Genomic DNA, 7,037 nt, shown 5'->3' with positions numbered 1-7,037 from the left:
CAATGCGGTCGGCCTGCTGCACGCCGAAATGCGGCGGCTTGGCTCGCTGATCATGGCGTGTGGCGACGAACATCGCACGCCGGCCGGCGGTGCGCTGGCGGTCGACCGCGAGGGCTTCGCCGGCGCAGTGACGCGCGAGATTGCCGGCCATCCACTTATCAGCATCGAGCGCGAAGAGGTCGCGGTTCCTCCAGCCGATTGGGACAATGTGATCATCGCCACCGGACCTCTGAGCTCAGAGGCGCTTACCAGCCATATCCTCGCACTTACCGGTGAAGACCAGTTATCGTTCTTCGACGCCATCGCACCTATCGTTCATGCCGAAACGATCGACATGTCGATCGCGTGGAAACAGTCGCGCTATGACAAGGAGGGCCCGGGGGGCGATGCCGCAGCCTACATCAACTGCCCCATGGACAAGGCCCAGTACGAGGCCTTCATCGACGCCCTGCTGGCCGGGCCGAAGTCGGAGTTCAAGGACTGGGAGCACGTGCCCTATTTCGACGGCTGCCTGCCCATCGAGGTGATGGCCGAGCGGGGCCGCGAGACCCCACGCCACGGGCCGATGAAGCCGGTGGGCTTGACCAACCCGCGCGACCCGCTGGTGAAGGCGCACGCCATCGTCCAGCTACGGCAGGACAATGCGCTGGGCACCCTGTGGAACATGGTCGGCTTCCAGACCAAGCTGAAGCACGGCGCCCAGAGCGACATCTTCCGGATGATCCCGGGCCTGGAGAAGGCGGTGTTCGCGCGGCTGGGCGGCCTGCACCGCAACACCTTCATCAACTCGCCCCGCCTGCTGGATGCCTCGCTGCGCCTGAAGGCCGACCCGCGCCTGCGCTTCGCCGGCCAGGTGACCGGCGTCGAGGGCTATGTGGAGAGCGCCGCGGTGGGCCTGCTGGCCGGCCGATTCGCCGCCGCCGAGCGCCTGGGTCGCCCGATTGACGCGCCGCCGCCGACGACGGCCCTGGGCGGCCTGGTGGGCCACATTACCGGCGGGCACCTGGAAGGCGGTAAAGGCTCGTTCCAGCCCATGAACATCAACTACGGCCTGCTGCCGCCCATCGACCCGCCGAAGCGCGACGCCGAGGGCAACCGCCTGGGCTCGAAGGAGAAGACCCGGCTGAAGAAGCGCGCGGTGGGCGAGCGGGCGTTGTCGGACCTGGCGGCCTGGGCGGCGCTTGTAGCCGAGGCGGCGGCGTAGCTTTTTCCTTCCCCTTCATGGGGAGGGAAATCAAATCCTTCCCCTTGCCACTGCCCAGGTCAGGCGCAGGCGCTTGGCGAGTTCCGAACCGGCTGGCCGCCCCGCCAGGGCCGCATGGGCGACCGCGGGGAAGGCGGCGGCGCTGACTGCGCAGGCGCCAGCTTTCGCGGCTTCGGTCTCGGGCGGGTCCAGGGCCAGCCCGCGGTGGGCCAACGCCCACACGGCGCCTGCCGCCACTGCCCGTTCCGCCGCGCCACCCGGGTCGAGGATCCGTGCCGCGACCTCCGCCGCCCGCCCCGCCGTGCCGCGGGCCCACGCCAGCGCCTCAGCCCCGCTCATCGGCGCCGCGTCCAACTCCCGGTAGCGGGCGTCGATCATCGCCTCCAGCGGCTCACGCGGCAGGCCGCGACTGGAGATCACCCTGGCCAGGGCCTGGGCGGTGGGGTGGTGGCGGACCGGGCGGCCTTCGTAGGCCTCGTCCAGCATCTCGCGCCACCAGGTCAGGCGGATTTCGCCCAACAGGGCGTTGGAGGCCACCTTCGGCGCGCGGGCCAGTTCGTGGTCGTAGGCGTAGATGGCAATGACGTCGGCGCGCGCCGCCGGGTCGTCGATGAACCGGCTGGACAGCCAGCGGTCCGGGTCGACGCGGCGGATCAGGTCATCAAGGTCGTCGCTCATCGGGTCCCAAACGAAAAAGGCCCGCCGCTCGGGCGGGCCTTCTCGCATCGGGTCGCCTTGCCCTAGCCGAAGATGGTCTGGGACATGGTCATGGTCGCCAGCATCGGGATGGACAGCAGCAGGTTGGTGCGCGAGCCCAGCATCGCCATGCGGGCCGACTTGGCCTTGGTGTCGGCGTCGGCCTCGACGATGCCCAGGGCGCGCTTCTGGTTCGGCCAGATGATGCCCCAGACGTTGAGCATCATGATGATGCCCAGCCACATGCCCAGTCCCAGCAGCATGAACTGCTTGCTGCTGCCGCCGCCGACGAAGCCGAGCGACAGGGTCTGCACCAGGTAGCCGCGGCCCCCGGCGATCGCCAGGCCCATCAGCACCGTCGCCAGCGCCGCCCAGCGGAACCAGAACAGCGCCTCGGGGGCAATATACTTCGACACCGCCGGCTTCAGCTCGGCCGGGATCTCCGGCATCTTCCGGATCTGGACGAAGTTGAAGTAGTAGAGCAGGCCGATCCACAGAATGCCGAAGAAGACGTGCAGCCAGCGGAACACCGCCTGGACGAAGATCGGGCCGGCCCCCTGGGGTCCGGTCGCATAGGCGCCGACGATCAGCAGCGCCAGGATGACGCTGAGGATCAAGGTGTTGCGGAAGTTGGCGAGTAGTCCAGCCATGAATTTGTGCCCTTCAAGTCCTGCCCTGGGGCGGAGGTATAGGGCGTTTCGCGACGGGCTGGAAGCGATGCCCAGAGGGGACCTCAGACGGCGATCAGGGCGGTGGCCAGGCGGCGGCCTTCCGAGGTGAGCACGTTGTAGAGCCGGGCCGCCGCCGGGGTGTCCATGACCTCCAGGCCGAGGCCCGCGGCCCGCAGGCCCTCGCGGACGTCGCGGGGCGGCAGGGCGTTGCGGACGCCAGCGCCCAGCAGCACGAACTCGACCTCGGCGCGGCCGGCCGCCAGGACGGGTTCAAAGGCCGCAAGGGTCAGCTGGTCCATCGACGTGACCGGCCAGGCGCTGGGTTCGTCGAGCAGGATCAGCAGCGAGCCATGATGTCGGACGCCCGCCAGCCGAAAGCCGCCGTCGCCGTAGGCGTCGATGGTCGGGGCGTCGCGGGCCATCTAGGGCCGGCTGTTGGCCGGCTTCAGGGCCACGGCGGCCTCGTCGTTCCGCTTGACGCCCCACAGCAGGATGATCGGCAGGGCGACATAGACCGACGAATAGGTGCCGATGAAGATCCCGAACACCATGGTCGAGACCAGCGGGAACAGCACCGGGCCGCCCAGGAAGAACGCCCCGGCCAGGGCCAGGATCGCCGTCGTCCCGGTGATCAGGGTGCGCGACAGCCGCTCGTTCTCGGACTTGTTGATCACGTCGCGCAGGGGGGTGGTCTTGTACTTGCGCAGGTTCTCGCGCAGCCGGTCGAAGGTGATCACCTTCTCGTTCATCGAATAGCCGATGACGGTCAGCAGGGCGGCGATCGAGGTCATGGAGAACTCGATCTGGGTGATCGACAACAGCCCCATGGTCAACAGCACGTCGTGGAACACGGCCACCACCGCGCCCAGGCCGAACTGCAGCTGGAAGCGGAACCAGATGTAGATCAGCATCAGGAACAGCGCCGCCCCCAGCGCCTTGGCGCCGGACCAGGCCAGTTCGCCGGAGACCTTCGGCCCCACCACCTCGCCGGGCTTGAACTCGATGTCCGGGAACTTGACGGCCAGCTTGGCTTTCACCGCCTCGACGTCCTTGATGGCGTCCGTGCCTTCGGTGCGGAAGCGCAGCATGGCCGACTGCGGGCTGCCGAAAGCCTGGACCTGGCCGTCATGGCCGCCGGCGGCCGGCAGGGCCGCGCGCAGCGCCGCCAGCGGCGCCGGCCCCTTGCTCTTGATCTCGATCAGCGCGCCGCCGCGGAAGTCGATGCCCAGGTTCAGGCCCTGGGTGAAGAACGACACCCCCGAGCCCAGCAGCAGCAGGGCCGACAGGATCGCCGCGAAGGGGGCCAGCCGCACGAAGTCGATGTGGAATTCGCGGGGCATGAAACGGATGAGGGGCCAGTGCATGTGCGGTCTCTTATTCGATCGGCAGCTTCTTGGGCTTGGTGGCCTGGAACCACCAGCCGATCAGAAGCTGGGTAATGACGACCGCCGTGAACACCGAGGTGAACACGCCGATCAGGAGGGTCCAGGCGAAGCCCCGGATCGGCCCGGCGCCGAACAGGAACATGATGATCGCCGAGATCAGGCTGGTGATATTGGCGTCGATGATCGAGACCAGGGCGCGGCTGAAGCCGTGCTCCAGGGCCATGATCGGCGGCCGCCCGGCATGGGCTTCGTCCCTGATCCGCTCATAGATCAGCACATTGGCGTCGACCGCCACGGCCAGGGTCAGGATCAGGCCGGCGATGCCCGGGAAGGTCAGCGTCGCCTGGGTCATCGACATGATTCCCAAGATCAGCAGCACGTTCACGATCAGCGCGAAAGCTGCGAAAATCCCGAACAGGCCGTAGGCCAGGACGATGAACACGATGATCGCCGCGGCCCCGATCATCAGCGAGATCGCGCCCGCCCGGATCGAGTCGGCGCCGAGCTCGGCCCCCACCGTGCGCTGCTCCTGGACCTTCAGCGGGGCCGGAAGCGCGCCGGCCCGCAACAGGATCGCCAGGTTGTTGGCGCTCTCGGTGGTGAAGTTGCCGGTGATGATGCCCGAACCGCCGGTGATCGCCCCGTTGATGGTGGGCGCGGAGATCACCTTGTTGTCCAGGATGATGGCGAATGGCTTGCCAATGTTCTCGGTGGTGGCCTCGCCGAATTTCTTCGCCCCGATGGCGTTGAACCGGAAGCTGACCACCGGCCGGGCCGTCTGGTTGTCGAAGGTGCCCTGGGCGTCGGTCAGCATCTCGCCGGTGACCACCGGGCGACGCTTGACGACATAGTAGGGGGCGCGGTCGTCGCCCGGCACGATCATCGAGCCCGGCGGCGCGCGGCCCTGCTGGGCCTCGATCGGGTCGGCGTTCACGTCGACCATCTGGAAGGTCAGCTTGGCGGTCTTGCCGACCAAGTCGCGCAGCTTGGCGGGGTCGCTCTCGCCCGGGGCGGAGATCATGATCCGGCCGGAACCCTGCTGGCGGATGTCCGGCTCCTTGGTGCCCAGCTCGTCGATCCGGCGGCGGATGACCTCGATGGACTGGGTCACCGCCTTGGTCGCCTGGGACTCGAAGGCCTGGCCGACGAAGGCGATCCGCACCCGCTGGTCGGCCATCAGGCTGACGGCGACCTCGCGCCCGCCGGCCGCGCCGGCCAGCGGCGCGCCGACCTCCTGGCGCAGGGCGGCGGCGGCGGCGGCGACCTGGTTCGGGTCGCTGATCCGGACATTGACCTCGCCGCTGACGACGCTGAGGCCGGTGAACGGGATCTGCGCCTTGGTGAGCGTGGTCCGCGCGTCCTCGGTGAGACCGGTCAGCTTCTCGTTGCGCAGGGCCGCGGTATCCACCTCGTAGAGCAGGTAGGAGCCGCCCTGCAGGTCGAGGCCCAGCGCCAGGGTCTTGTGCGGCACGAATGCCGGCAAGGCGTCGCGCACCGAAGCGGGCAGCAGGTTGGGCAGGGTGAAGAAGATGCCGAAGAGCGTCGCCAGGACGACGACGATGACCTTCCAGCGGGTGACGTTGATCATCGAGGCTGAGCTCTAGGCCTTGGAATCGTTGGCCGCGGCCGGCTCGCCACGCGCCCGGACGTCGGCGATCATCGCCTTGACCACCTTGACCGTGACGCCGGTGGCGATTTCGAGGCCGATCTCCTTCTCCTCGACGCGGACCACCTTGCCGACAATGCCGGACGACAGGACGATCATGTCCCCGCGCTTCAGGCCGCCGATCATGGTCTGGTGCTGCTTGGCGCGCTGCTGCTGCGGGCGGAAGATCAGGAAGTAGAACAGCACGATCAGCGGCAGGAAGAAGATCAGCGACCCGAAGGGGCTGTTTTGCATGAAGCCCTGGATTCCTCCGGCGGCCCCGGCGGCGCCGGCGGTCTGGGCATAGGCGTCAGTGAACATGGCCTCTCCGAAGCAACGGTCGGTCACCCCGGCATATGGGGGTCCGCAAAAGTCGGCGGAAGCTATGCGCAGCGCCCTCGTTTTGCAATGGAACCGGCGGCGGTCTAATCCCTCAGGTCATGGAGAGCGACCACACGCCGCTGCTGACCCGCATCGCCGAGGCCCTGGAGCGGCTCGCGCCGCCCGCCCCTGCGCCCGCCGATTTCACCGGCGCGCGGCTGTTCCGGCATGAGCCGAGGACCGCCGCCTTCCATCCCGCGCCCGACTATGCGCTGGACTTGGCCAGCCTGATCGGGGTCGACCAGCAGAAGGCGCGGTTCCTGCAGAACCTGCAGCGGTTCGCCCGGGGACTGCCGGCCAACCACGCCCTGCTGTGGGGCGTGCGCGGCACGGGCAAGAGCTCGCTGTCCAAGGCCGCGTTCATGGCGGTGGCGGCGACGGCGGCGGACCTGCGGCTGGTGGAGGTGGACCGCGACGAGGTCACCGCCCTCCCCGCGCTGTTCGACATCCTGCGCGCCCGGCCCGAGCGGTTCATGGTGCTGTGCGACGACCTCTCGTTCGAGGAGGGGGCGGCGGCGGCCAAGGCGCTGAAGTCGGCGCTGGAGGGCGGCGTCTCCGGCCCGCCTGCCAATGTGCTGTTCGTGGCCACCTCCAACCGCCGCCACCTGATGCCGCGCGGTCACGGCGAGGATCGCGGCCTGATCGCCACCGCCGAGGACGCCGAGGAGGAGGTCAGCGTGTCGGACCGCTTCGGCCTGTGGATCGGCTTCCCGCCCATGGACCAGCCCACCTATCTGGCGGCGGTGGTCGCCTATTCCGAACGCTACGACCTCAAGGTCCCCGACCTGGACCGCCGCGCCCTGCAGTGGTCGCAACTGCGCGGCGCCCGCTCCGGCCGCGTGGCCTGGCAGTTCATCCGCGACCTGGCGGGGGAGCTGGGGAAAAGCGTCCCGCTGTGACCTTTACCCTCCCCTTCATGGGGAGGGTCGACTCGCCGTCAGGCGAGCGGGGTGGGGAACGGTGGGCCGGAACGCGGCGTCGGTAGGGATCGTGAGTTCCCCACCCTGACTGCTTCGCAGTCTGTCCCTCCCCATGAAGGGGAGGGAAAAGAAAAA

At 68.6% G+C, this 7,037-nt stretch carries 8 protein-coding genes; 2 read left to right on the top strand and 6 right to left on the bottom strand.

Annotation, left to right across the window (positions count from 1 at the left end; all coding sequences use genetic code 11):
- Positions 1–1,204 (top strand): methylenetetrahydrofolate--tRNA-(uracil(54)-C(5))-methyltransferase (FADH(2)-oxidizing) TrmFO (gene trmFO / locus Q0R13_RS09315; RefSeq protein ID WP_293902849.1); only part of this gene is annotated, 1,204 nt, incomplete at its 5' end.
- Positions 1,205–1,234: 30 nt separating this feature from the next.
- On the opposite strand, the gene Q0R13_RS09310 is transcribed toward trmFO, so the two are convergent.
- The 6 genes from Q0R13_RS09310 to yajC all read right to left on the bottom strand — a co-directional run bounded on the left by Q0R13_RS09310 (position 1,235) and on the right by yajC (position 5,922).
- On the bottom strand, positions 1,235–1,882 hold the full coding sequence (locus tag Q0R13_RS09310) for a squalene/phytoene synthase family protein (protein ID WP_293902846.1): 648 nt from the start codon (positions 1,880–1,882) through the stop codon (positions 1,235–1,237).
- A gap of 62 nt (positions 1,883–1,944) precedes the next feature.
- Positions 1,945–2,550, bottom strand: coding sequence for a hypothetical protein (locus Q0R13_RS09305; protein WP_293902843.1), 606 nt, complete (start codon positions 2,548–2,550; stop codon positions 1,945–1,947).
- A gap of 83 nt (positions 2,551–2,633) precedes the next feature.
- A complete protein-coding gene (locus Q0R13_RS09300) occupies positions 2,634–2,993 on the bottom strand; it encodes an Mth938-like domain-containing protein (RefSeq protein ID WP_293902840.1) in 360 nt (119 codons plus the stop codon).
- Positions 2,994–3,935, bottom strand: a complete 942-nt coding sequence (gene secF / locus Q0R13_RS09295) for a protein translocase subunit SecF (protein ID WP_293902838.1) — start codon at positions 3,933–3,935, stop codon at positions 2,994–2,996.
- A gap of 10 nt (positions 3,936–3,945) precedes the next feature.
- Positions 3,946–5,544, bottom strand: coding sequence for a protein translocase subunit SecD (gene secD, locus Q0R13_RS09290; protein ID WP_293902835.1), 1,599 nt, complete (start codon positions 5,542–5,544; stop codon positions 3,946–3,948).
- Positions 5,545–5,556: 12 nt separating this feature from the next.
- Positions 5,557–5,922 (bottom strand): preprotein translocase subunit YajC, encoded by a 366-nt coding sequence (gene yajC / locus Q0R13_RS09285; protein ID WP_293902832.1) that lies wholly within the window; start codon positions 5,920–5,922, stop codon positions 5,557–5,559.
- Positions 5,923–6,041: 119 nt separating this feature from the next.
- On the opposite strand from yajC, the gene Q0R13_RS09280 reads away from it, so the two are divergent.
- Positions 6,042–6,881, top strand: coding sequence for an ATP-binding protein (locus tag Q0R13_RS09280; protein ID WP_293902829.1), 840 nt, complete (start codon positions 6,042–6,044; stop codon positions 6,879–6,881).
- The last annotated feature ends 156 nt before the right edge of the window (positions 6,882–7,037 follow it).

Origin of the sequence: Phenylobacterium sp. (assembly GCF_025351295.1) — a bacterium.
GTDB lineage: Bacteria > Pseudomonadota > Alphaproteobacteria > Caulobacterales > Caulobacteraceae > Phenylobacterium.
Note: the sequence above shows the minus strand (reverse complement) of the source record. Positions and strands in the feature narration are given on the sequence as shown.